This is a genomic window from Denitratisoma oestradiolicum, assembly GCF_902813185.1.
Lineage (GTDB): Bacteria > Pseudomonadota > Gammaproteobacteria > Burkholderiales > Rhodocyclaceae > Denitratisoma > Denitratisoma oestradiolicum.
In genome coordinates this window covers 3,843,956-3,864,816 of sequence record NZ_LR778301.1, presented here as the reverse complement: position 1 = coordinate 3,864,816, position 20,861 = coordinate 3,843,956, and the positions used below count along the sequence as shown (strand labels likewise).

At 61.9% G+C, this 20,861-nt stretch carries 20 protein-coding genes and 1 pseudogene; 4 read left to right on the top strand and 17 right to left on the bottom strand.

Annotation, left to right across the window (positions count from 1 at the left end; genetic code table 11):
• Nucleotides 1-10 precede the first annotated feature (10 nt).
• Both mltA and DENOEST_RS17630 read left to right on the top strand, forming a co-directional pair.
• Nucleotides 11-1,240 (top strand): murein transglycosylase A, encoded by a 1,230-nt coding sequence (gene mltA, locus DENOEST_RS17635; protein WP_145771964.1) that lies wholly within the window; start codon nt 11-13, stop codon nt 1,238-1,240.
• Nucleotides 1,241-1,402: 162 nt separating this feature from the next.
• A complete protein-coding gene (locus DENOEST_RS17630; RefSeq protein WP_145771963.1) occupies nt 1,403-2,605 on the top strand; it encodes an ammonium transporter in 1,203 nt (400 codons plus the stop codon).
• A gap of 450 nt (nt 2,606-3,055) precedes the next feature.
• Here the strand turns inward: DENOEST_RS17630 and DENOEST_RS17625 are convergent, their stop codons facing one another.
• Nucleotides 3,056-5,308 (bottom strand): penicillin acylase family protein, encoded by a 2,253-nt coding sequence (locus DENOEST_RS17625; RefSeq protein WP_232096590.1) that lies wholly within the window; start codon nt 5,306-5,308, stop codon nt 3,056-3,058.
• Here DENOEST_RS17625 and DENOEST_RS20275 point away from each other — a divergent pair.
• Nucleotides 5,271-5,453 (top strand): hypothetical protein, encoded by a 183-nt coding sequence (locus DENOEST_RS20275; protein WP_232096592.1) that lies wholly within the window; start codon nt 5,271-5,273, stop codon nt 5,451-5,453. The two genes, DENOEST_RS17625 and DENOEST_RS20275, sit on opposite strands and share 38 nt — an antisense overlap.
• A 425-nt stretch (nt 5,454-5,878) precedes the next feature.
• Here the strand turns inward: DENOEST_RS20275 and gspN are convergent, their stop codons facing one another.
• The 13 genes from gspN to DENOEST_RS17560 are packed head-to-tail and all read right to left on the bottom strand — an operon-like array spanning nt 5,879 to nt 17,479.
• Nucleotides 5,879-6,631, bottom strand: a complete 753-nt coding sequence (gspN, locus tag DENOEST_RS17620; protein ID WP_170228292.1) for a type II secretion system protein N — start codon at nt 6,629-6,631, stop codon at nt 5,879-5,881.
• Nucleotides 6,628-7,119 carry a type II secretion system protein GspM gene (gene gspM, locus DENOEST_RS17615; protein ID WP_145771960.1) on the bottom strand — a complete coding sequence of 164 codons (492 nt, stop codon included), beginning with the start codon at nt 7,117-7,119 and terminating at the stop codon, nt 6,628-6,630. The genes gspN and gspM overlap by 4 nt, the downstream gene beginning before the upstream one ends.
• Nucleotides 7,116-8,276, bottom strand: coding sequence for a type II secretion system protein GspL (gene gspL / locus DENOEST_RS17610; RefSeq protein ID WP_170228291.1), 1,161 nt, complete (start codon nt 8,274-8,276; stop codon nt 7,116-7,118). The genes gspM and gspL overlap by 4 nt, the downstream gene beginning before the upstream one ends.
• Nucleotides 8,273-9,178: a type II secretion system minor pseudopilin GspK gene (gene gspK / locus DENOEST_RS17605; RefSeq protein ID WP_145771958.1), complete on the bottom strand. Its 906-nt coding sequence runs from the start codon at nt 9,176-9,178 to the stop codon at nt 8,273-8,275. Before gspK ends, gspL begins: the two co-directional genes overlap by 4 nt.
• The gene (locus DENOEST_RS17600; protein WP_145771977.1) at nt 9,175-9,723 is read right to left on the bottom strand and encodes a type II secretion system protein GspJ; all 549 of its coding nucleotides are present in this window, start codon (nt 9,721-9,723) and stop codon (nt 9,175-9,177) included. Before DENOEST_RS17600 ends, gspK begins: the two co-directional genes overlap by 4 nt.
• Nucleotides 9,720-10,097, bottom strand: coding sequence for a type II secretion system minor pseudopilin GspI (gene gspI, locus DENOEST_RS17595; protein ID WP_145771957.1), 378 nt, complete (start codon nt 10,095-10,097; stop codon nt 9,720-9,722). The genes DENOEST_RS17600 and gspI overlap by 4 nt, the downstream gene beginning before the upstream one ends.
• On the bottom strand, nt 10,094-10,567 hold the full coding sequence (locus DENOEST_RS17590; protein ID WP_145771956.1) for a GspH/FimT family pseudopilin: 474 nt from the start codon (nt 10,565-10,567) through the stop codon (nt 10,094-10,096). Before DENOEST_RS17590 ends, gspI begins: the two co-directional genes overlap by 4 nt.
• Complete coding sequence (gene gspG, locus DENOEST_RS17585) at nt 10,539-10,979, bottom strand: type II secretion system major pseudopilin GspG (protein ID WP_145771955.1); 441 nt, start codon at nt 10,977-10,979, stop codon at nt 10,539-10,541. The genes DENOEST_RS17590 and gspG overlap by 29 nt, the downstream gene beginning before the upstream one ends.
• A gap of 14 nt (nt 10,980-10,993) precedes the next feature.
• The gene (gspF, locus tag DENOEST_RS17580; RefSeq protein WP_145771954.1) at nt 10,994-12,196 is read right to left on the bottom strand and encodes a type II secretion system inner membrane protein GspF; all 1,203 of its coding nucleotides are present in this window, start codon (nt 12,194-12,196) and stop codon (nt 10,994-10,996) included.
• Between the two features lie 2 nt (nt 12,197-12,198).
• Nucleotides 12,199-13,668 (bottom strand): type II secretion system ATPase GspE, encoded by a 1,470-nt coding sequence (gspE, locus tag DENOEST_RS17575; RefSeq protein ID WP_145771953.1) that lies wholly within the window; start codon nt 13,666-13,668, stop codon nt 12,199-12,201.
• Nucleotides 13,665-15,650, bottom strand: a complete 1,986-nt coding sequence (gene gspD / locus DENOEST_RS17570) for a type II secretion system secretin GspD (protein ID WP_145771952.1) — start codon at nt 15,648-15,650, stop codon at nt 13,665-13,667. The genes gspE and gspD overlap by 4 nt, the downstream gene beginning before the upstream one ends.
• Nucleotides 15,651-15,704: 54 nt before the next feature.
• Complete coding sequence (locus DENOEST_RS17565) at nt 15,705-16,154, bottom strand: hypothetical protein (protein WP_145771951.1); 450 nt, start codon at nt 16,152-16,154, stop codon at nt 15,705-15,707.
• Nucleotides 16,155-16,162: 8 nt separating this feature from the next.
• Entirely contained in the window at nt 16,163-17,479 is a 1,317-nt protein-coding gene (locus tag DENOEST_RS17560; protein ID WP_145771950.1) for a serine hydrolase domain-containing protein, read from the bottom strand.
• Between the two features lie 195 nt (nt 17,480-17,674).
• Between DENOEST_RS17560 and DENOEST_RS20270 the strand changes: the two genes are divergently transcribed.
• Nucleotides 17,675-18,658 (top strand): helix-turn-helix transcriptional regulator, encoded by a 984-nt coding sequence (locus tag DENOEST_RS20270; RefSeq protein WP_145771949.1) that lies wholly within the window; start codon nt 17,675-17,677, stop codon nt 18,656-18,658.
• 214 nt (nt 18,659-18,872) lie between these two features.
• On the opposite strand, the gene DENOEST_RS17550 is transcribed toward DENOEST_RS20270, so the two are convergent.
• The 3 genes and pseudogenes from DENOEST_RS17550 to DENOEST_RS17540 all read right to left on the bottom strand — a co-directional run bounded on the left by DENOEST_RS17550 (nt 18,873) and on the right by DENOEST_RS17540 (nt 20,640).
• Nucleotides 18,873-19,208 (bottom strand): hypothetical protein, encoded by a 336-nt coding sequence (locus DENOEST_RS17550; protein WP_170228290.1) that lies wholly within the window; start codon nt 19,206-19,208, stop codon nt 18,873-18,875.
• Between the two features lie 174 nt (nt 19,209-19,382).
• A pseudogene (locus DENOEST_RS17545) lies at nt 19,383-19,619 on the bottom strand (aldo/keto reductase); the annotation flags it as partial.
• Nucleotides 19,620-19,707: 88 nt separating this feature from the next.
• Nucleotides 19,708-20,640, bottom strand: coding sequence for an amidohydrolase family protein (locus tag DENOEST_RS17540; RefSeq protein WP_170228289.1), 933 nt, complete (start codon nt 20,638-20,640; stop codon nt 19,708-19,710).
• Nucleotides 20,641-20,861 lie beyond the last annotated feature (221 nt).

Below are 20,861 nucleotides of genomic sequence, written 5' to 3'. Positions count from 1 at the left end.
CTAGCAGAACATGCCCCGCCTACTCTCCTCCCTGCTGTTGCTGGCCCTGCTGGCCGGCTGCAGCCAGCCAGCCCTGCGCCCCACCGCCGATGCCGCGCCGGTAGGGGCCTGCGCGCCCTGCCCGGTCTGCCAAGCCTGCCCCCTGCCGGAAGTTCCCAAGCCACCGGAAAAACCCCTGCAAGGCGCCGCCTGGTCCGATCTGCCAGGCTGGAGCGAAGCCCCGGCGGAGGATCTGGCGGCCAGTTTCGACGCCTTCCGGGCCTCCTGCAATGGCCTGGCCCGGCAACCCCTCTGGCAGGACGCCTGCACAGCGGCCCGCGGCGCGGCGCGGGAGCAGGCCGGCTTCGATCCCCGGGCCTGGTTCGAGGCCCACTTCCAGCCCTGGGTGCTGGTCAACCCCGACGGCGGCCGGGAGGGCCTGGTCACCGGCTATTACGAACCCCTGGTGCGGGGCAGCCGCAACCGCAGCAAGCGCTACGACGTGCCCGTCTTCGGCCCGCCGGAGGACATGATCACCGTGGACCTTTCCTCGCTCTACCCCGAGCTGAAGAACCTGCGCCTGCGGGGGCGCATCGAGGGCCGCAAGCTGGTCCCCTATTACTCCCGGGCCGAATGGAGCCTTCAGGAAAATCAGCGGGCGAAGAACGCCCTGCTCTGGGTGAGTGATCCGGTGGACTTCTTTTTCCTCCAGATCCAGGGCTCGGGCCAGGTGCAACTCAGCGATGGCAACCGCATACGCATCGGCTATGCCGACCAGAACGGCCACCCCTACCGCTCCATTGGCCGCTGGCTGATCGACCGGGGCGAACTCAAGGCCGACCAGGCCTCCATGCAGGGCATCCGCCAATGGGCGGAAAGCAATCCGGGCCGGCTCCAGGAGCTGCTCAACGCCAATCCCAGCCTGGTGTTTTTCCGCGAACTGCCGGTCACGGGCAACGGCCCGCCGGGCGCCCTGGGCGTGCCCCTCACGCCGGAACGCAGTATCGCCGTGGATAGGCGCGCCACCCCCCTGGGTGCCCCGGTCTGGCTGGACACCACCCAGCCCCTCTCCGACACGCCCCTGCGCCGCCTGATGCTGGCCCAGGACACCGGCGGCGCCATCCGCGGGCCAGTGCGGGCCGACTTCTACTGGGGCAGCGGCAGCGAAGCCGGCACTCGGGCCGGCCGCATGAAGCAGAAGGGCCGGATGTGGACATTGCTGCCCAGGGGATATGCACCAGACCAGGGCGAGGCGCCATAAGCAGCCATGAAGGCACCATCTCTGTGCTTGCTGTATCGCAAAAGGCACCATTACAGTGCCAATTTTCTGGACGCTCGTTAATAAATGATTGAATTAAAACAATACATACCGTGGGTATGGTTGTTGCTTTTTTGGTGCCCCATTGAGTAACGGAGCACCAGAATGGAACCCCTGAAGACTTCCGCCGACGTATTGTTCATCCTCCTCGGCGCCATCATGATCCTGGCCATGCATGCCGGCTTTGCCTTCCTGGAGTTGGGCACGGTACGCAAGAAGAACCAGGTCAATGCCCTGGTGAAAATCCTCACCGACTTCTCGGTCTCGACCCTGGCCTATTTCTTCATCGGCTACAGCATCGCCTACGGGGTGAACTTCTTTGCCGGCGCCGAGCAACTGGCCCAGAAGGGCGGTTTTGAGCTGACCAAGTTCTTCTTCCTGCTGACCTTCGCCGCCGCCATCCCCGCCATCGTTTCCGGCGGCATCGCCGAGCGGGCCCGCTTCAATCCCCAACTGGCGGCCACCTTTCTGCTGGTGGGCTTCGTCTATCCCTTCTTCGAGGGCATTGCCTGGAATAATGCCTATGGCATCCAGGACTGGCTCAAGGCCAGCTTCGGAGAGAACTTCCACGACTTCGCCGGCTCCGTGGTGGTCCATGCCGTGGGCGGCTGGATCGGCCTGGGCGCGGTGCTGATGCTGGGCGCCCGGCGCGGGCGCTATTCCAGAGATGGCGCTATCGCTGCCCATCCGCCCTCCAGTATTCCCTTCCTTGCTCTCGGCGCCTGGATTCTGGTGGTGGGCTGGTTCGGCTTCAATGTCATGAGCGCCCAGACCCTGGACAAGATCTCCGGCCTGGTGGCCATGAACTCCCTGATGGCCATGGTGGGCGGCACCCTGGCCGCTCTGGTGCTGGGCAGGAACGACCCGGGCTTCGTCCATAACGGCCCCCTGGCCGGCCTGGTGGCCGTCTGCGCCGGCTCCGACCTGATGCATCCCCTGGGCGCTCTGGTGACCGGCGTCATCGCCGGGCTGCTCTTCGTGCAACTATTCACTCTGACCCAGAACCGCTGGAAGATCGATGATGTGCTCGGCGTCTGGCCCCTGCACGGCCTCTGCGGCGCCTGGGGCGGCATCGCCGCCGGCATCTTCGGCGCCAAGGCCCTGGGTGGCCTGGGCGGCGTGAGCCTGGTGTCCCAGTTGATCGGTACCACCCTGGGCGTGGCCATCGCCTTCGCCGGCGGTCTGGCCATTTATGGCCTGCTGAAAAAGACCGTAGGCATCCGCCTCGACCCGGAAGAGGAATACGAGGGCGCCGACCTGAGCATCCACAAGATCACCGCCACGGCGGAACGGGAGACGCTGTGGTGATGATTGGATCGGAAACAATCAAGTCTGTCGGACGAGAATAAAGTCCGTCGGACAAATGGTGCGTTAATAAAAAGCCCGACTCATGTCGGGCTTTTTCTTTGAAATCGTTACCACCATTTCCCTTCCGTTTCTCGGCCTGAACGGCCATTGAGGTATATCGTCGCCAACGGCAGCAACGTGCCATCAAAGGACATAGCCGAAGGATCGGCCTCAATAGCTGCTTCGCAGGTCAGAGACTCAACGGCAACAAATTGGCTAATGCGGGCAGCGGCCAAGAGGTGTTGCCTAAGCGGGCACTACCTGGATAAGTTCATTCACTGTCCAGAGCCATATTGCATGGTCAGTAACAGGCTAATAGCCTAGCACCTGTTCAGAACGGGCTTGAGGCATTTATAAAGATATTCTAAATAGGTGGCCCGCCGAGAAAATCATCTCGGCGGGTCCGATCCGTTACTCTTTAATCTGCAGTGTTTCCGTCGCTGCTGCCGCAACATCAGCTTCCCGGAAGGGAAGATTCATCCAGTTCCCCTGTGAAAATGCCTTTGTCTGATCAGCGAAATGAGGTGAGTTCGGGTTTGTCGTCTGCGAATAGGCCATTACCCCACGCGCCACGGGGCCACCCTCTTTATATTCCACCGCCATCATCCAGCTGGAGGAGGCTCCGGTAACATCTGGGTAACCGCCAACGCTTGCTGTAAAGGTGGCATTGATGATGTTGAGCACCCCTGGCGCCTCGGGGCCACCGTGGATTGGAATTCGTTCACCGTTGCGGGTGACGTACTGGAGCTCTCGCAATCTTGCATCGAGTGGAATGTTGGCATCCCGTAGACGTTTGACAGCGGTAGCAAGTGCTTTCAGTACATCGGGGTTGCTGTTGGTGTCGAGACCACGCGGGGTATTTACGGGGTCCGAGGCACTAAACGGCACCGCATAGTTCCGCAAGGTTGGAGTCGTCACTGCAAATTCGCGGAACAGGGGGGCTCCACGACTGTCGAGCGTAAAGCGCAAATCCCATGCGGCAAGAACCGGGCAAGCGGCACTGATATCTACCGCCGTCCCGTTAGACATCGTTACCGATGGATTCTTTTGGCAAAGCGTGACGAGGTCATCTCGCAGCGCCCGCCCCGTTTGGGACACGTTGTCCGTGATCAACTGCTGCAACTGATCAAGCGTAAATTTTCCAGCGCCCTTGCCGTCGCTACCGGCGATCCGCTCCATGACCTGTGCCAATCCAGCGCGGGTACGGAAGCTCCGTGCGGTGTTTACCGTGCCAAGGCTGCTGTTGAATCCTGTCAGGGGAGCAAGGGGATTGGCCAGCCAATAACTATCATTGCTGTTGGTCACAAAATCCGTGCGGATCAGACTCGGCATTTTGCTGGGGCCGATAATGCCTGGCGCGGCGGCATCAGGATCGTTCTTCCACATGCACTCCGAACGTGATCCGTCGAATCCACCAGGTACCGTACACGCTGCACGCTGCGCATCGTCCAGGTTCGGGATCGGCGCGATGTTGGCATAATAGACATTGCCGGAAGAGTCTGTCGCCATCTGATTGGCTGGATTCATTTGGTATTTATCCATCACGGCTTTATATTCCTGCACCGACTTCGCCTGATATGAGGGTATGAATGACTCAAGGCCCCGCCAGCCGACATCGGGCGCCTTCACGGCAAAAGCGACTGAAGAATTCCAAGAGAAACTGCCCCCGACCAGCATTGCACCGAAGTGAGTCGAATAGAAGGTGTGCGATTTTTTAGTAAACCCACCATTTCCATCGGGCACTTGAACCGTGACAGTTTCCTTGATCATGTCCCGGGGCTGGCCATCGAACATATATTGGGTCGGGTTTCCCGGTACGAGATTCAGTCGGTAAAAGGTGAATAGTGGCCCGGTCTGTACCGTGGATGTCCAAGCGACGTTTTCCGTTGCCCCAAATCCCACCTGTGGGCGGCCCATGACATTTGCGCCGATGATATCGAGTACCCCAGGTATGGTTTGATGAAAAGACCAGAAGCGTGAGGATCCTGTCCATGGCTGATGTGGATTCGTCAACAACATGCCAGTCCCGCTTTGGGTCCCATCGCGACCGATGGCAATACCATTGCTGCCCATATGTTTCATCGGTTCGATCAGCTTCTGCAGTGCGAGCTGAATTTTCTTGCCCTCCGCTGGAGAAATCTTATGCGACGTAGAGGAAGCAGAGGCCAAGGGCGTTGAAGGTGGGGCTGCGGCAACGATCTGCGACAACAAGAAGGGGTAGAAGAAGTTCATCCGCGTGACGCGTCTGAAGTCAATCTCTTCCAGATTGCGTACCCAGGACTGACCTTTACAATTCGGGTCGGAAAGGTTTGCGACACCAGTGTCCCGCAAGAATCGGTTATAGCCCGCAGCGGCCCCCCGAAAGACCGATGCCTGCCGCTCATCGACCGACTGGGAAGCTTCGCCCCGATCTATAAATAGTTGATAAAAAAAGTCACTCTCAAGGTTTCCATTTTGTGGCCCTAGAAAGCGCGATCTTTCCCCCGAGTACCTCAGCATTTGATCGGCAACGATGCAGACGTTGTCTTGCGCCATCGCGTAACCGGTCCCGTATCCGAGGCTGCCAAAGTCGTGCGCTTTGATATGGGGAACCCCACCCTCCGTACGCCGGATGAGCGCGTTATAGGTGCTGGTTGATCCTGATCCTGAATCATTACAAGCCACAATGCCGAGGCTGCTGATCGCCAAAGCGCTCAGCAAGGCAAGATTTGAAAAGGATGTTCTAAATATTGGTCTGGAAATCACAATGTTCTCCTCTACATTTGATGGCGGCGGCCTAGGGCGCACGCGCGTCATCTTGTTAATTTGAAATTTTGTTGAGATGGCTACTGCTTCAAATGTGGAATCATGGGTAGGGCACCCACAACCCGCTTATGAAACAAGAGAGCATTCCGTGTGAGTGGTGCCTTAATCAACAATCAAAGGTGCTCAAACATTGATCATTCTTGCCTTTGAGGTCGTCCGTATCCTTCATTGATGGGCCATCACCGTTTTCAGTGCCATCATCTGATAAGTATTCGCATGAATGCCCTCCTTAGCTAATGTCGATCATTTATCCGTGCCGTGACGGACCTCTCGGAACCCCAGTGGGTGAAGTGCACCACCGGGTGATGCAAAGCTTCCCACGATGGGTTCTCACAGGAATGTCATCTCCCGGAAGCGGGCGTGTTGAATGAACGTCTGCCCCATGGGGGAAATACAAGGATTGGCAGCGGTGCGATAGGCGCCCATGCATCATTCGCGCTCCCAGCGCTGTTCAATCTTGAGTTCATAGTGGCCGCCGCCCAAATGGCGACCCAGGAGGTTGAACAGGCTGCTTAAGGTGTCCTGCTGTTGGGGAGCGATGCTGGCCTCGCCCTGCAGCTTCAGGACGCGACGGGTCCATTGGCCTTCGGCCTGAAGCTTGAGCGGGTTGCCGTCAACGCTTTGCAGTTTGAAGCGGCCTTCCGGGCCGACCAGTTCGGCGCTGCCGCCGAAGCTGCCCAGGGGGGCCTGGGCGAGGGCGCTATGGGCCTCCCGCCATTCCATTTGCACTGTGCCGCTTGCGCCCTGGGGACCAATGCTCAGGTTGTTGCTGCGTGCTTGCAAGTAGCCACCGAGGCCCGCATGCTTAAGGGCTGGGCTGAGGCAGCTCAGGGCGGCGGCGGGGAGATCGAGTTGCGCTGAGCTGAGGCGCAACTGGAGTCCGGTCGGAGTGATCTGTACTGTCTGGGAGATCAGCTGGGGGGCGCTGACGTAGAGGGTCGGTGGCAGGCCTGGGGCGAGACGCCAGCTGAGCAGCCCCAGATTCTGGGATGGGCCGGGGCAGTCGCTCAGACCCAGTTGGCCCTGGCCATGCCAGAGGCTGCCAGCCGGGCTGTGGAGTGTGACGCGGCCATGGCTGGCTTGTTCCAGCAACGGCGACAGCAAACCGGCGGGAGCGTCCAGCAGGGCGATTATGGCGTAGCCGATGAGGCCCGCTCCGACGAGGCTCGATGGGATTTTCAAGTGCTGCCCTCGGTAGGGGCCAGCTCCAACTGAACATCTACCTGCCCAGCTGTGGCGCCGGCCTGCAGGCGGGCCTGCCTTACGGCGAGCCCCCCTTTGCGGTGTAGGCCATCCAACCATTGCAGCAGGGTGTAATAGCGGAGGCCCTGGCCGCTGACGGTCAGCGTGCTGTTGTCCTGGGCGTGCAGATCCAGCTTGAGTCCCAGCGCTTTGGCCTGGGCTTGGGCGCTTTGCGCCGAACCGGCTTGCAGGGCGAGATTCGGCCCCAGGGTGTTCAATATTTTGGGCAGGCTGCGCAAGGCCGCCACTTCGGCGCGCAGGGTCGGCAGTTCCCGTTCAAGGCGGGCGATGGCGCGGTGGCCGGGGGACCAGAAGCCGACGTAGATCAGGGCGGCGATCAGGATCAAGGCGCCTGCGGCCAGCTGTCGCTGTTCCCGTGGGCTGTGTTGTCGCCATTGGTTTATCCAGGTGTTCATGGTGCTCTTCATGGCTTCTCTCCGCGCAGGGTCCAGTACCGATCATTACCTTCCTGCAGGGCTTCCAGGCCAGCTGGCGGTGTGGCGCTGAGCCCTGCCGGTAGCAGAGCCTTGATCTGGCCGGAGGCATAGTCGAGGCGGGCGGGGCCAGGGCTGCCGGCGGGCCAGGCGGTTCCCAGTCGGGCGGCCAGGGGTAGGAAGTCCGCAACGCCAAATTGCCCTCGCTGCCGGGCCTGTGCGGTGAGTCGGTTCTGGGCCTGGGCCAGGGGATCCACCACAGCTTTGGTGTCGGGGAAGGCCTGCAGGAACAGTTGTGCCCGCTCGGCCCGTAGGGCGCGGTTTTCCCGTGCCAGGGAAAACCAAGTGCCGCCCAGGCCAAGAAGTTCGACCAGCAGCAGGGCCGCCAGGCCAAGTCCGGCGATACGGCCCAGGCGGCGCGAATCGATGCCGGTCCGGGGTGGGCTGAATTCGCCTTGCAGCAGGTTGATGGCGCGTCCCTCGAAGACGGCGGTTTCCCAGGACCAGCGTCCGGCGTTGTGAATTACCCTGCCCAGGGTGGCGCTCCAGGCAGCCAGGTCTGGTGCGGCGGCGCAGGGGCGCAACCAGAGAACCAGGGGACGGTCTCCCGCGTTGCCGAGGGCCAGCTCCAGTCCGAGGGCGGGGCGCTCCAGGGTGGCACGGTCGAGGGATTGGGTGCTGCCGTCGGGCAATTGGATAAAGCCGCCGCTACTCTCCCACAACAGAGAGGGTCCAGGGCCAGGCAGGCCCTGGGCTTCGACCCAGGCGGCGGCGGGAATCTGCTGCAGCCGCCGCAGCATTTCCAGCAATTCGGCCAGCAGCGTCCGCTCTACCACGGCCACGGTATTGGGCTCACCGGGGTTCAGCTTGTGGCTTGCGAAATGGCTGTCCTCCAACGGCCCCAGCACCTGGGGCTCGGCCAGGGCCGGCAGAGCTTGGCGCAATTGCCCGCGGGATGCTCGGGGCAGCGTGAGGTTCAGTACCCGGGCCAGATCCGCTGCCAGTACCAGTTCCACACGGTCGGCAGCGGGCCAGTTGGTCTCCCCTTCGCCTCGAGACAGCAGGGTGGAGTTCTCCACCAGAGCCCAGCCGATCTGCCAGCCGGCGCTTGCCGGACCCGGACGGGCCACACGTATGCGCAGGATTTTCATGATGTCTTTCGCCAAATCACTGTGGGCCAGAGGCCCTTTCGTTCCACCAGGGCTCGGCCGGAAACATGCGCCCGCCCCACGCTTGCTGCTGCATCCAACAGGAAATAGCGACTGCTGGCCGCCCATTCTTGGTCACTCCATTCGCCTCCGGCCCGAGCCCGGTTGCGGAAGTCGGCCAGATCCCGGAAGGGCGCCGCGTTGCGGGCAGCCTCCATGCGTGCCGCGAGGTCTTCATCGGGTGTGCTCTGCCAGCGAGCCAGAAGATCCGTTGGCAGGAAGTTCAGATTCACGGGCGCGGCTTGAGGCAGAGCGCACACCCAGGGTTTGAGACGGGCCAGTTCACCGTCCGTAAGGTCACTGGCACCCAGTTCCTCCACGTCGGTCAAGAGCCGGATCGGACTGGTGCTTGTCTTACCTTCTGCCTTGAGTCCGGCCAGATTTTCCAACCACTGCGCCAGGGTATCGGCACGGGCCGGGTTGATGCCCCGGACGACCATCAGGCGCCGCAGTCGTTCCTGTTCCCTCGGATCGAGGCGGCCGCTACGGATCAGCCGGTTGAGATCAAAGCGACCTTGCTGTTCTTCCACCTGACCCGAGACATGGGCTTCTTCCATGCCGTCTACAGGATAGTTTTCGATGGCGTGGGCCCAGATTTCCGCCGGGTGGTCATATCTCGAGCGGTTCAGGTCGTCGGCCAGCACTGAACGCCCCCAGTCGATCCCGGTCAGTACCAGTTGCCTCGCCTGGGCCAGGCTTTGGCGGTTTTCCAGGCGGCGCAGTTCCAGGCCGCCGAACCATAGGGCATGGGCCGCCAGCATGGCTGCCAGGGCGGCCACCAGCATTGCCGTGACCACGGCCACCCCGTTCTGCCGGCTGAATTGAGGGAGGGATTTGGGGCTCATATCAGGGCAAAAACCCGTCGCAGCTCACCTTGGCCTTGCAATCGCAGGCGCACTTCCAAGGCGCGGGGAGCATCCGTGGCGGGCCAATGCTCCAGCCAGTGACCCTCCCGGTCCAGATAGCGCAGCTTCAGGCTTTCCACCTGTTCCAGCACGGTGTCGCCCTGGCGTTGTTCGAGGGGCAGGGGTTGGTCTTCGTTTTGCGTCAGGCGCTCGATTCGTCCCTGCCGCCAGCGGTATTCCACGCGTAGCCAGGTTTCACCCGTCCCCATGGGCTGCCGTGTCCAGGCGGTGGCTTGGGGGTCGCCGAGCCAGGGGGCTGGTGCCACACTGCCACGACGCGGCGGGCGCTGGCCGTAGCCCAGCAGGTCGGCTTCCAGCCGGCTGAAAAAGCGTATCGGCTGGCGCAGGGCAGACGCGTCATCCTGCATATGTCGCTCGGAGCGCAGCAGGGTATCCAGGGCCCGATAGGAGAGCGCCGCCAGCAGGGCCATGATCAGCATGGCCACCAGCACTTCCACCAGCGTCATCCCCTGCGTCCGCCTCATGGTGCCAGATCCGGTCGCGGCAGCACGGCGGAAAACCTGGCCAGCACTGCACCGTCAGCGTCCTTCACGGCAAGGTCGATGCGGCGGAAGTCCTTATGGGGTAGAGCATGCACAGCCTCCACCAGACGGAAGTGCTCGCCGCCCTGCAATACGTCGCTTTCCCGCGTATCGGGCGCGGGCCAGTCGGGCCGGGCACGCCGTTCGGCAATCTGGTTCTGGGCCACCCAACTGGCCAGGGTGCGCAGCCGCACCGCTTCCAGGGTGTTGCCGGAGGCCCCCGCAGCCCGCAGGGCCGCCATCAGGGAGACGGCCACGATGGCCAGCGCCACCAGTACCTCGAACAGGGTGAAGCCCTGCGTCCTTTGCTGCCTCATGGCAGGGCCTCGGCCCGGCCCTGGCCGCTGCCGTCCAGCAACACCCGCCAGCGGGATGGGCCGGCAGCCAGTTCCACTTGCATGGGACGGCCCGGGCCCAGAGGAGCCCAGCGGGCGCTGGGCAGATCCGTGTCACCCAGGCGTGCGGCACGGATCCGCCAGTCCTTGGCCGGGCGCGGTGGCAGCAGGCCATCGGCGTCCCAGGGCTGCCAGGCGCCGGCTTCGCGGCGGGCGAAGCGGTAGCCCGCGGTATCGAAGGACCAGGCAAGGGACTGGCCTGTGCCGAGAGCCTCTTCCGTGGCGGCTTCCAGGGCCAGGGCCAGCCGTTCCGCTTCCTGGCCGGCGATGCGGGCCGGGCTGGGGCTCAGCACGGCCACGGCCAGACTCAGGGTCAGGCCAACGATGGTCAGCACCACCAGGACTTCGAGGAGGGTGAAGGCCCTAGCGTTGCCAGGAAGTGATGTCTGCATCGGACCCTTCGCCGTCGGATTGGCCGTCGGCGCCGTAGGAGATCAAGTCGAATTCGCCGTGGCGACCGGGCTGGAGATAGACATATTCCTGGCCCCAGGGATCCTTGGGCAGCCGCTCCAGATAGCCGTCGGCCTTCCAGTTGTCGGGGATGGGGCTGACGCTGGGTTTTTGCACCAGTGCAGCCAGCCCTTGGTCGGTGGACGGATAGCGCTTGTTGTCGAGTTTGTAGAGTTTCAGGGCCTGGCTCAGAGTGGCGATGTCCTGCCGGGCCGCGGCGGTGCGGGCTTCGTCCGGGCGGCTCATGATGCGTGGTACCACCAAGGCGGCGAGGACGCCCAGGATGACTACCACGACCATCACTTCGATCAAGGTGAAGCCGCGTTGGCGTGGGGGTGATGCGTCAAGGGACATGGGCAACTCCGGTTTCAATGCACGAGTTGGTTCATTTCGATTACGGGCAACATGATGGCGATCACGATCAACAGCACGACGCCGCCCATGGTCAGGATCAGAGCGGGCTCGAGCAGGGCGGTGAGCAGCGACAGCCGCCGCCGGGCTTCGCTTTCCTGTTGCTGGGCGGCTCGCAGCAGCAGGGCCGGCAGTTCGCCCGAGGCCTCGCCGCTTTCCACCAGTCGAGACAGTACCGGCGGGAAAGTCCGGGTTTCGCTCAAGGCGCGGGAGAGGGGCACGCCTTCCCGCACCATGCGGGCAGCCTGTTCCACGGCCTGGCTCAGGGGGCGCCAGCGGCTGGCGCGGGCCGCGATGGACAGGGCTTCCACCAGCGGAACGCCGCCATCCACCAGGAGGCCGAGAGTGCTGGCGATGCGTGAAGTGGCAAGGGCCAGCAGCAGGCGGCCCAGGCCCGGCAGGGCCAGCAGCCGTCGTTCCAGGGTTTCGGCGAGGGCCGGGCGGGCGGCGAGAAAACGCGGCGCGGCGAGGCCGGACACGATCAGCAGCAACAGCAGAAACGGGCCCAGGCTGCGGCTGGCGCTGGACGTGGCGATCAGGGCCCGGGTCAGCAAGGGTAGGGTCTGCCGCGCATGGGCGAAGGCCGCCACCACCTGGGGCACCACATAGGCCAGCAGGGCGCCCACCACGGCCAGGGCCACGATGCTGACCAGGGCTGGATAAAGGGAGGCCGACAGCACCTGATGGCGCAAGGCGGCGGCCCGCTCCAGATCATCCGCCAGCCGGCTCATCACCCGGGGCAGGGCGCCGGCCTGTTCGCCGGCTCGCACCAATGCCCCATAGACCGGGGGAAAGTCCCGCGGATAGCGGGCCAGGGCGGCGGCCAGACTGTGGCCGGCCAGGACTTCGGCGCGCAGGTTGGTGATGCGTTCGCGGACTTTCGGTTTGTCGCTCTGGTCCATCAGCACCGACAGGGCGCCTTCCACGGTGAGGCCCGCGTCCAGCAGCACCGCCAACTGTCGTGTGAGATCGGCCAGCAAGGTGGCCGAGAGGATGCGGGCCGGCCCCTGGCTGCCGCTGTTGTTGAAGGCGTCCAGACGCAGGGGAGTGAGGCTCCGCTGCCGCAGGGCCTCCCTTGCACTGCGGGGATTTTCCGCCTCCAGGGTGCCCTGCCGGGCGTGACCGGCAGTGTCGAGGGCTTTGTAACGAAAAGCCTGCATGGTCAGCTGCGGGTGACGCGCAAAATTTCTTCGAGGCTGGTCTCGCCCTGCATCACCCAGCGCAGGGCGTCTTCCTTCAGGTTCAGCATGCCTCCCGTCCGGGCGGCAGAGCGCAGGGTCGGTTCGCCCGACTGGTCGTGGATCAGGCGGCGCAGCTCATCGTCCACCTGCATCAGTTCGTAGATGCCGCTGCGGCCCTGGTAGCCGCTGCCCTTGCAGGCGGGGCAGCCGACGGCGCGCCACAGGGTGGCGGGGCGTTCGCCGCTGCCGGCCTGGGCCCATTCGGCGGCGCTGGGGGCATAGAGGCTGCGGCAGTCGGGGCACAGCCGCCGCACCAGGCGCTGGGCCAGCACACCGAGCAGGCTGGAGCCGAGCAGAAAGGGTTCGATACCCATGTCGGCCAGACGGGTCACGGCGGAGACGGCGTCGTTGGTGTGCAGGGTGGCCAGCACCAGATGGCCGGTGAGGCTGGCCTGGACGGCGATCTGGGCGGTTTCCAGGTCGCGGATTTCGCCGATCATCACCACGTCCGGATCCTGCCGCAGGATGGCGCGCAGGGCCCGGGCGAAGTCCAGTTCGATGCGGGGATTGACCTGGGTCTGGCCGATGCCGTCAAGATCGTATTCGATCGGGTCTTCCACCGTCATGATGTTGAGCTGGCCGGCGTCGAGTCGGGACAGGGCGGCGTAGAGGGTGGTGGTCTTGCCCGAGCCGGTGGGGCCGGTGACCAGCAGGATGCCGTGGGGCTGGCGGATCAGCTGATCCACGGCGGCCTGGGTGGCGGCGCCCAGGCCCAGGGTGGCGAGATCGAGGCGGCCGGCTTCCTTGTCCAGCAGGCGCAGCACGACCCGCTCGCCGTGGCCCGAGGGCAGGGTGGACAGGCGCACATCCACCAGCCGGCCGGCCAGGCGCAGGGCGATGCGGCCGTCCTGGGGCAGGCGCTTTTCGGCAATGTCGAGGCCGGCCATGATTTTCAGGCGCGAGACGATGGCGGCGTGCAGGGCGCGGGGCGGCTGGGCCAGGTCGCGCAGCACGCCGTCCACCCGGATGCGGGTCAGGGAACGCTGCTCGAAGGGCTCGAAGTGGATGTCCGAGGCGCCTTCCTTGAGCGCTGCCAGCAACAGGCCATTGATCATGCGGATGATGGGGGCGTCGTCCGCCGCATCCAGCAGGTCTTCCACCTGCCGCACGTCTTCCACCAGCCGGGCCCAGTCACGGGTATCGCCCAGGTCGTCCATCATGCTGGCGCCGCTGCCTTCGGCATAGGTGCTGGCCAGGAGGGCGTCGAAGCGCTCGGCGTCGAGGGCTTCCGCGTCCAGGGGGCCGCCCAGCAGGCGGCGCAGTTCCGCCAGGGCGGACGGGTGGGCGCCGGGGCGCAGCAGCACGCGCCAGCCGTCGCGGCCGGGCAGGGGCAGTACGCCCCAGGTCTTGGCCTGGCTGTAGGAAATGGGGCGGCTCGAGGGCGCGGTCATGGCTGGGTGGCGGCGGGCTTGGCCGGGAGCGGCGGCAGGCTGGGGGCGCCCAGGTCGGGCAGCAGGCTCTTGGCCGGTGCTTTGCTGGTCTGGGCATCCTGCATTTCCCGGTAGCGGGAGGCGGTGGTGGCCGCATAGCCTTCGGCGTCACGCACCACCTGGGGACGCAGGAAGACCATCAGGTTGGTCTTGCTGCGCTTCTTGCTGTCGTAGCGGAAGAGCCCGCCCAGGAGGGGCAGGTCGCCCAGGCCCGGCACCTTGTCGGCGCCGTCGCTGGCGCTGTCCTGCAGCAGGCCGCCGATGGCGACGATGCGGCCGTCATCCACCAGGACATTGGATTCGATGGAGCGCTTGTTGGTGATGATGCCGGCCTGATTGGTCTTGTCGTCCACGCTGGAAACTTCCTGGAACACCGCCAGGCGCACCACGCCGCCTTCGGTGATCTGGGGCTTGATGCGGAGAGTGAGGCCGACATCGCGCCGCTCCACGGTCTGGAACGGGGTGGGTGTCGTGGCGCCGCCGGACAGGGCGTACTGGCCGGTGATGAAGGGCACGTTCTGGCCAACGATGATCTTGGCTTCCTCGTTGTCCAGGGTCAGCAGCGTCGGCGTGGACAGGATGTTGGCGCTGGCCTCGCCTTCCAGGGCCCGGGCCAGCACCGCCAGGCTGGGCACATTGCCGTATTTGCTGGAGCCCACCAGACCCAGGCTGAGGCCGCTGCCCACGGCCACGTTGCTGCTCTTGTCGGCCACGGCAGAGGCGATGTTGGCGATGCCCGGATTGCTGGCGGATGGCAGGGTGGAAATGGCCACACCCTTGGCCGAGCCGGCGGTGAAACCGGCCATCCATTGCACTCCCAGTTCCGCCGCCTTCTGGGCCGAGACTTCGACGATCAGGGCTTCCACATAGATCTGGGCGCGACGCACGTCGAGCTTTTCGATCACGGCCCGCAGGCTGTTATAGACGCCCTCCGGCCCAGTGATGATGAGGGTGTTGGTGGCCGGGTCGGCCTGGACCATGGCGGCCAAGCCGCTGCTGCTGTTCAGGGAGCCGGCGCTGGCGCCCTGAGGGTTGGTGGCGCCGGCGGTGGAGGTATTCATCGCCAGCGGCGCTTCGCCGGAAAGCACGGCGCGCAGGGTCTGGGCCACTTTGACGGCTTCGGCGTTTTTCAGATGAACCATGTTGACCTGGGTGCCATTGTGGGCCGGCACATCCAGGCCTTCCACCAGTCGCTGCACCCGGGACAGCCGGGCCGGACTGTCGGCCCGCACCAGCAGCCGGTTGGAGCGGGCATCGGCAACCACATCGACGCGCTGCATGGCGTCACCCCCCTGGCTGGCGGCAAAAAGCCGGGTCAGGGTATTGGCCAGATCCACGGCGGAGAGATGGTTCACCGGAATGATCACCGGCTCCCCGGCCACCGGCTGATCCATGGAGGCCACCACCGCGTCCAGCCGCCGCAGATTGTCGGCATAGTCGGTGATCACCAGGGCATTGCTGCCGGGCACCGAGCTGATGGGGTTGTTGGGACTCACCAGGGGGCGCAGGGCGTTGGCCATCTGGGCGGCGGATTCATAGCGCAGGCTGTAGACCTTGGTCTGGATCTGGTCCCCGGCCAGGGCCTTGCGCCCGGCCACAGGGGAGGCGTGGAACTTGGCATCGGCTTCGGGCAGCAGTTTCACCACGCCCTGGCTTTCCACCGCGGCAATGCCTTGCAGTCGCAGGGCCGAGAGCAGGATGTCGAAGGCCAGGCGGCGCTCCACCGGTTCCGGCGTGCTGAGATTGAGGCTGCCCTTGACCCGCGGGTCCACCACCACGGTCTTGCCGGCGGCCTGGGCGATGGCCTTCACCACCGGCTCGATGTCCGCATTGACGAAATTCAGATTGACCTTGTCGTCGGCGGAGCTGGTGCTGGCGATCAGTAGTCCGGCGCAAAAACTGCTGGCCAGGATGCGGCGCCAGGAGGATGGGAAGGGGGGCATGGGGTTCTTCTCGAAGAAGGTCAGTCTGGTGGTAAATTTTCCCCGCCTGCAGGCTCAGGGGGCCGTGGTCAGGGAGGGGGGCTTGGAACCTTCAGGGGGCGCGATGCGCCTTTGCTGCTGGCCCTGGCGCAACAACAGGCCATCCTGGTCCACCGCTTCAACTTTCAGCCCCGGCAATACTTCGTGCCCCACAGTCGCAGGCGCCTGTCGGCCATCGGGCAGGGTGAGAATGGCAAAGCCGCCTTTGGCGCCGATGAGCCAGCCGCTGATGTGCAGGCGCTCGGCATTCGGACTGCTGCTGGCGAGCGGGCCGCCGAACAGCCGCGAGGCCGTGGCGAGGTCGACGTTGGCACTGGCTGTCAGCTCCGGCAGCGGTGCCATCCCGCGGGGGCCGAAGAAGCGCCAACCCCAGTGGGCGGCCAGGCCTCCAGTTGCCAAGGCAAAGGTCAGGGCCAGCGCGGGATAGCTGACCTTGCGCAGGAGGTGGGGAAGTTTTTTCTGCATTCGAGGATTTAACGGCCCTGTAACTGCTGCACCATGGCCAAGACTGCGTTATGCAGCGGCAATTCAAGTTCGGGAGCCGCCGTCGGGCGGGGATGGCTGGAAAAAAGCACCACCACTAAGCCGTCGTCGGGGAATACCATCAGGCGTTGATTAAAAGCACCTATGGCACTGAAGGATCGTGGGCTTTGATGGCTCACCCACCACTGGTTGCGATAGGATCGCCCCTTGGCTCCAGGCGCTCCCGCCTCGAAAGCAGCCTGGTCCCCACCCTTCGCCAGATCGGCCGGAATACTTGATGGAAGAATCTGGTATCCATTGACCCGGCCTCCATCCAAAAGCATTTGTCCAATACGGGCCAGGTCCCGAGCTGTGGCGCTGATTCCAGCAAATGCCACCTCGGTGCCCGCTGGATCCAGCATCATGCTGGCGTCGTATTCCATGCCTAAGGGAGCCCACAATCGCGACTCGAGCCACTCGCTTACCGTCATACCGTAGGCTCTCTTCGCCAGCCAGGCGACGACATCAGTCGCTGCCGAGCGATAGTGGAAGACCTTGCCTTGAGGTTCATCGTAGCGAGCGCGAAGCGTTGGCAGCATTTCCAGAATGCCAACTTGGCGAACATTTCGGGTTTCCGATGTAACCCAGCCCATCGCTGCGGAATAGGCCCAGACGTCGGCAGACGGGTCGTAATAATCCTCGCTGAATCGCACGCCATCGGTCATATCCATAACTTGGCGAACGGTGGCGTCCGCCCAGGCGCTCCCAACCAATTCGGGAATCAGTTTGCCTACTTGAGCCGTCTCATCGAGACGGCCTTCCGCCACGGCAGTGGCGGCCATCAGCCCAGTCATGGACTTAGAGGCAGAGAACATAAAGTGTGGGACACCTTTATCCATGCCATTAAAGTAACGTTCGTCAACGACCTTCCCTTGATGCAGTATCAATGCGGCATCAACGTGGTTACGCTGTAGAAACTCGGGCCAAGTTACCGACTGAGCTCCCTGCTTGAACTTAAGATGCTCGAATTTCTGAGCCCCCTGCCAAGAAGCCCCTGGGGATTTTGGTTGAATGCGACGCGTCGGAAACAGTTCTCTTACGTGCTGGAATGACCAGATTTTCTGTGGATTTTGCTGCCAGTTCAGGACATTGACTCGGGCTTCCGGCGGAGGGGGGAAACCCTTCATAAGATCGGCTGCCGGTATATCTGCCGCCAAGGCCGCTTGGGTGAGAAGTGCCGCTATCGTTCCGCTCAGGGCCAGGATGGAGAATAGGATCGAGGGTAGACATTGGATAACGCCGTAGCAAGTGAGCTTGGTTTTATGCAAAATAAATCTTTTTTAAAGGCGGAGTGATTGCCGTAGTTCTGCCGTAGCATTGACGTCTTTCGGCGGTCATTACTAACCACAATGGTGTAAAGGCCGGAACATTGCTGGTTGCCGCCCGAGGACTATCCTTTACACGCCACGTTGTTCATACCCTGCAAATGCAGGGGGTGTATCGAAGTTTTGAATCACAACCTCATGGACATCGAGATATTCTCCCGACTTACCCGCGATTGGCTCAAGCTGGCGGTGTCCATTCCACCGGAATGCTTCCGCAAGGAAGCGCTAGACCGCCTGGATAAGGAATTGGAGTTTTCGTCAGCCTGGTGGGGAACCGCGTTCACGGACAAGGCAGCCGTGTTCGATAGCTATCTCCACCGCCTTCCAAACGATTTCGTTGTCGACTGGTGGGCTATTTCAAATGACTGGTGGGCTATTTCAAATAGCAACGAGCTGTTGGAGATTACTCGTCAGGATTTAGGGGTGATAATCCGGACCGACGGTGACCATTACCAGAGTCATACCAGCCCGGAATTACTCGCTTTCGGCAGGAAATACAATCTGGCATCTGCACTGATCGCTGGTTGTTCGATTGAAGATAATGATCTGGGGAGCTTTATTTCCCTTTATCGCGGTGCCAATCTCCACCCATTCTCGCCGGAAGAACGAACTCTTGTTCAACTGCTGGTTCAACATCTTCTTTATGCTGAAAAACTCAACTGGCAGCTGATGCTTAGTCGACAACTGGATAAAACTCGTAGCGTGGTAGCCCTTGCCAAGGCTAACGGAGTACTCACTCATGCCCCAGTCAAGTTCAATCGACTTTTACTTTCTGAATTTCCTCAGTGGAGTGGAAATGCACTGCCACCGGAGCTTCAGGTGCTGTGTTCCCAGGGCAGTGGAAAGTTGGTCGGACGTACCCTGATCATAGAGGCGAGCCAACGGAAAGCAGACATGGGAAATGTCATCGAGCTATCAGCTATCCGCCGCGCGGGTAGTGGCTTAACACCGCGCGAGGAAACGGTAGCCCGTGCCTATTCAACTGGTTACTCGTACAAGGAAATTGCTCGCATGGAAGGGCTATCCCCAAGTACGGTTAGGAGCTATCTGCGTGAGTGCTATTTGAAACTTGGAGTGCGTAACAAGGTTGAGCTGGGCAGTTATCTCGAAGAAAAAACCTAAGTAAGTTGGTTCTGGCTGTATTTGTACTTACCTAGAAATCTTGCATTACCCCAATGATTCTGGAAATCACCATCCGAGGGGTCGCGCTGGAATTGGCTCTATGCCGAAGCCGGTCTACAAGTGAGGCGGCGCAAGCAGGAAAAGATCCCGGCCTCTGACCGCCATCCCCTGCGTTTCTGATGGTGAATCGCCTTGGCAGTATTGAATCGTTTGTTCACTCCAAAACATCTCTCAGAACCAATGATGAACCTTTCTGGCGAGGTTGGAATTTTTTGAGGCTCATCATGTGCTGCCCCAGCACATCACGCATCAGACCACCGATCCAGGATTTCTCCATGGCCATGTGCTGGGACTTGGAGCCATCCTGCTTCTCGAAAGGATCCATGCGCAGATGGAACATCAGGGCTGCCGGCTTGTTCCAGTCGAAGAAACCTTCCCGGGTCTTGAAGTGTCCCTTCCAGAGGCCCACGCGCAGGGCGGTCAGTTCGCGCTCGTTGTAGTAGATCCGAATCTTGCGCTCATTCGTCATCCCCCCAAACACACTCACCATCTTGATTCTCCCGATCATATACATCGATCAAAGTGAGGTGTTGCAGTGACCGGTTGAATCCGTCTCCCCTAGAAATGGGGGGATTACCACTCCAATTCATTTCGTGTGGGTGCTTCATTAGCTGCGTCTCTTGAGGGGCAAATGAACGCCCCATCAAGAAACTGGGATGCAGCCTTAAGAATTTACGCAGAGTTGTCTATTAAGCGACCCTTTACTCTCATTAGCCTTGCTCTTCCGGTAACCTGGGAAGGCACACCTTTTCTGCAAGGCCTCGCTGGTACCACCATAAACGAGTGCCGTATCGACGAAGTTGCCGCCAGCTTCAACGAATAAATCGAACATCTGGTGGCTATCGGCTGCATTGGCGCCAAATTGCCAAAAGCCGTCATCACGGCCAAATGTCATGGCGCCAAGGCATAGCTCAGAAACACGAAGACCGGAGCGGCCGAATACTTTTTACGGATAATTGCTTATTGGAGCTGAAGACAAAGTAAATAGATTATTTTTTCGGCACCCGCTTAGTGGGAGCAATGCCGGTTAGTCGAGCCAAATTCAGGCCCAGGATGTTGGCCTTGTCCTTTTCTGTCAGGGGAGCGAACCCCCAGTTCTTCTGCAATTCTTCCGGCATCTCCAGATCGGCGATGTAATTTACCACCCGACTAAGATCATCGAATGGCAGATCGAAGCCCAACACGATCTTTTCCGATGACATCCATTGCATCGCTGTTCCGATGGTGTGGTAGCCGCGATAGGGAGCACGCTGGAACCAGCCGATGATGCCCGACAGGCTCATGTAGAGGTTCTTGTGCTTGCCGCACAAACCGATCAGTTCCTCCGAGTAGGGCCATCCAGCATGGTAAGCAATGACCTTCAGTTCGGGGAATGCCAGCATGATGTCATCTAATTGACGCACTTCGCAGTGCGCGCCGGGCTGAGGGCAAACATAGGCGGCGCCGGTGTGCATGGTTAGCGGAACACCCAGTTCGCAGGCTTTCTCGTAGAAGGGCCACATGCGGCGGTCGTTAAGGGGACCGATATCTTCGGGTGTATAGACCTTGCACAGCTTGGCTCCCCGTTCCTTCACCAGATATTCCAGTTCCCAGTTGGCGTGCTCGATACCGCGACGCATGACGGGACCCACGTTGGCTTCCAGATACATGCGATCAGGATATGGTTCGATCTGCTGCAGCATGAAGCCGTTGGTCGACATGGAGACGACACCACCGGTGATGTCCATCATCGGCTCGCGCAGGCAGAAGGCCACGTCTACGCTGGTTTGATCCATGTATTGAATAAGCGCACTGGCCACGGGCTCTGGCCATTCGCTGTCAAGATCCCTTCCTGCCCAGGCGGTCAGTACCCCGCCACAGCTGTCGTGCCATTGAGTCATGCCCGGATAGTATCCAATCTCGCTCATGGTCTGCGGGTTCATGAAATGGAACTCAGTCATTGCAACAAAGTAATCAGGCCTGCTCATCATTACTCCTCTATTTGAATGGTAAATGCCGTGTTTCCCATTCGGTAATGGGGCTAATGCACCACACTTCATGTCGCCCGTGACGAGTGGGAAGCACGTTTTCTCAGTATTACCGTTCTTGCCCAGTGGAACCAGTAGGCATGCATAAATCTGAGCCCAGTGGAACTTCTCATTCC

Coding starts and splice junctions, on each gene's coding strand:
- mltA (WP_145771964.1), top strand. CDS start 11: ATGCCCCGCCTACTCTCCTCCCTGCTGTTGCTGGCCCTGCTGGCCGGC.
- DENOEST_RS17630 (WP_145771963.1), top strand. CDS start 1,403: ATGGAACCCCTGAAGACTTCCGCCGACGTATTGTTCATCCTCCTCGGC.
- gspM (WP_145771960.1), bottom strand. CDS start 7,119: ATGAAGAGCACCATGAACACCTGGATAAACCAATGGCGACAACACAGC.
- gspL (WP_170228291.1), bottom strand. CDS start 8,276: ATGAAAATCCTGCGCATACGTGTGGCCCGTCCGGGTCCGGCAAGCGCC.
- gspK (WP_145771958.1), bottom strand. CDS start 9,178: ATGAGCCCCAAATCCCTCCCTCAATTCAGCCGGCAGAACGGGGTGGCC.
- DENOEST_RS17600 (WP_145771977.1), bottom strand. CDS start 9,723: ATGAGGCGGACGCAGGGGATGACGCTGGTGGAAGTGCTGGTGGCCATG.
- gspI (WP_145771957.1), bottom strand. CDS start 10,097: ATGAGGCAGCAAAGGACGCAGGGCTTCACCCTGTTCGAGGTACTGGTG.
- DENOEST_RS17590 (WP_145771956.1), bottom strand. CDS start 10,567: ATGCAGACATCACTTCCTGGCAACGCTAGGGCCTTCACCCTCCTCGAA.
- gspG (WP_145771955.1), bottom strand. CDS start 10,979: ATGTCCCTTGACGCATCACCCCCACGCCAACGCGGCTTCACCTTGATC.
- gspF (WP_145771954.1), bottom strand. CDS start 12,196: ATGCAGGCTTTTCGTTACAAAGCCCTCGACACTGCCGGTCACGCCCGG.
- gspE (WP_145771953.1), bottom strand. CDS start 13,668: ATGACCGCGCCCTCGAGCCGCCCCATTTCCTACAGCCAGGCCAAGACC.
- gspD (WP_145771952.1), bottom strand. CDS start 15,650: ATGCCCCCCTTCCCATCCTCCTGGCGCCGCATCCTGGCCAGCAGTTTT.
- DENOEST_RS17565 (WP_145771951.1), bottom strand. CDS start 16,154: ATGCAGAAAAAACTTCCCCACCTCCTGCGCAAGGTCAGCTATCCCGCG.
- DENOEST_RS20270 (WP_145771949.1), top strand. CDS start 17,675: ATGGACATCGAGATATTCTCCCGACTTACCCGCGATTGGCTCAAGCTG.
- DENOEST_RS17550 (WP_170228290.1), bottom strand. CDS start 19,208: ATGGTGAGTGTGTTTGGGGGGATGACGAATGAGCGCAAGATTCGGATC.
- DENOEST_RS17540 (WP_170228289.1), bottom strand. CDS start 20,640: ATGAACCCGCAGACCATGAGCGAGATTGGATACTATCCGGGCATGACT.